This is a genomic window from Variovorax sp. P1_H12_2 (assembly GCF_056405335.1).
Genome location: NZ_JBFUCI010000657.1, coordinates 1 through 2,134, shown reverse-complemented (window position 1 = coordinate 2,134; position 2,134 = coordinate 1). Strand labels below are relative to the sequence as shown.

Below are 2,134 nucleotides of genomic sequence, written 5' to 3'. Positions count from 1 at the left end.
CACTTCAGGAGACATCCATGAGCCTTCGCCGTCGCACCCTGCTGAGTTCCGGCCTGGCCGGCCTCGCGCCCGCCTTTCTCACCGCGCCTGCCCGCGCCGCGGGCGTCAGTGGCAGCGAGATCGTGCTCGGCACGCACCTCGACCTGTCGGGTCCCGCGGCCATCACCATGCCGCCGATCCGCAACGGCCTGCAGATGCGGGTCGACGAGGCCAACGAGGCCGGCGGCATCCACGGCCGCAAGCTGCGCTTCGTGATCGAGGACAACGGCAGCCAGCCGCCGCAGGCGGTGCGTGCGGTCGACAAGCTCATCCGGCGCGACGAGGTGTTCGCGATGCTGTGCCCCTTCGGCTCGGGTCCGGGCGTGGCGACGGTGAAGAAGACGGTCGACGCCGGCGTGATCTGCTTCGCGCCCTACGGCGCGGCCTCGCTGATCCGCAAGGCCTCGGGCGACTCGCCGCTGCTGTTCACGGCCAACCTGCACTACGACACGACCACCGCCGCCGGCCTCAAGTGGACCCTGGCCAAGCTCGGCAGCAAGAAGGTCGGCTTCATCTACCAGGAGGGACCTTTCGGCGACCTGGTCGGCAAGGGCGTGAAGGACGCRCTGGCGGCCAAGGGCATGACGCTGGCCGCGGAAGCCGGCTACAAGGTCGGCGACATCGACTTCTCGTCGCAGGTGGCGCGCATGAAGGCCGCGGGCGTCGACCTGATCGTCGGGGCGACCACGACGCGCGAGACCATCGCGGTCTCGGCGGAGGTGAAGAAGCTGGGCTGGACCGGCGTCAACGTGCTGACCGCGAGCCCGGGCCGCGCCGGCACCACCGTCAGCATCGGCAAGGCCTCGGTCGAGGGCCTCTACGGCGTCGGCGGCTGGCGCATCACGCCGGCGGCCGAGCAGGACGCTGCGCACAAGCGCTGGTCCGACAGCTACCGCAAGCGCTTCAACATGGAGCCCGACGACGTGGCGCTGATCTTCTACGACTATGCGTCCTGGTTCCTGCAGGGCGTGGAGGCCACCGGCAAGGAGCTGACGACCGACAGGCTCGTGAAGACGCTGCAGGCGTCGAGCTTCAAGGGCCAGTCGTCCTACGACACGCAGCGCTTCAAGGACAACCACGTCGACCCCGAGTGGTGCCGCGTCGAGCAGGTGGTCAACGGCCAGTGGACGCCGCGCTCGGAGATCATCGACCCGGCCGAGAGCAGCCTGTGAGCAGCGCGGCCCTCACGCTGCCGCAGGCCTGGCGGGCGCGCTGCGAGGCGCAGCCGGCGCAGGTCGCGATGCGGCACAAGCGGCGCGGCATCTGGCGGCCGGTGGCGTGGAGCGAGTTCTTCGCCACGGCGCGTGCCATCGGGCTGGCGCTCGACCGGCTCGGCCTGGCGCCCGGCGAGGTCGTGACGCTGGTGTCGGAGAGCCGGCCCGAATGGCTCTTCGTCGACATGGCGGCGCAGGCGATGGGTTTCGTGAGCCACGCGGTCTATCCGACCTGTTCGGCGCGGCGCATCGGCCGCCATCTGGCGGCCGCCGGCACGCGGGTCGCCTTCGTCGAAAACGCCGAGCAGGCGGCGAAGCTGCTGGCGTCGGCCCAGCCGTTGTCGAGGCTCGCGCGCGTGGTGGTGTTCGAGGAGCGCGGGCTGCGCGAGCTGGATGACCCGCGGGTGATCGGTCTCGGCGCCTTCATGGCCGTGAACGAGACGCGGCCCGAGGCGCTGTTCGAACAGCGCCTCGCGGCCGGGCAGGGCGGCGACATCGGCTTTCTCGTCAGCACCGCCGGCAGCACGGGCACGCCGCGCATCGCTGCCGTCACGCAGGCCACGGCGCTGCGGCAGGCGGCCGAAATGCGGGCCACGCTCGGGGCGCAGGACGGTGATCGGATCCTGTGCTTCGTGCCGATGGCCAATGCGGCCGAGCGCATGTTCGCGGCCGTGCTGCCGGTGCTCGGCGACTGCCTGGTGCATTTTCCGGAGAGCCCGGCCACCGTCGGCAATGACCTGCGCGAAGTCGAGCCGCACTGGGTGCATGCGCCGCCGCGCTTCTGGGAGCGGCTGAAGTCGCGCACCGAGAGCGCGGCGCTTCGAAGCGCGCCCCGTGTGCGCCGGCTCTATCGCCGCAGCGTCGACGGCACGGGTACGGGC

The 2,134-nt window shown here is 71.3% G+C and carries 2 protein-coding genes; both read left to right on the top strand.

Going from position 1 to position 2,134, the window contains the following annotated elements; translation table 11 throughout:
- The first annotated feature begins 17 nt into the window (after nucleotides 1-17).
- Nucleotides 18-1,211: an ABC transporter substrate-binding protein gene (locus tag AC1D2K_RS33830; RefSeq protein ID WP_478094703.1), complete on the top strand. Its 1,194-nt coding sequence runs from the start codon at nucleotides 18-20 to the stop codon at nucleotides 1,209-1,211.
- On the top strand, nucleotides 1,208-2,134 hold a 927-nt coding region (locus AC1D2K_RS33825; protein WP_478094702.1), incomplete at its 3' end, for an AMP-binding protein. The genes AC1D2K_RS33830 and AC1D2K_RS33825, both read left to right, overlap by 4 nt.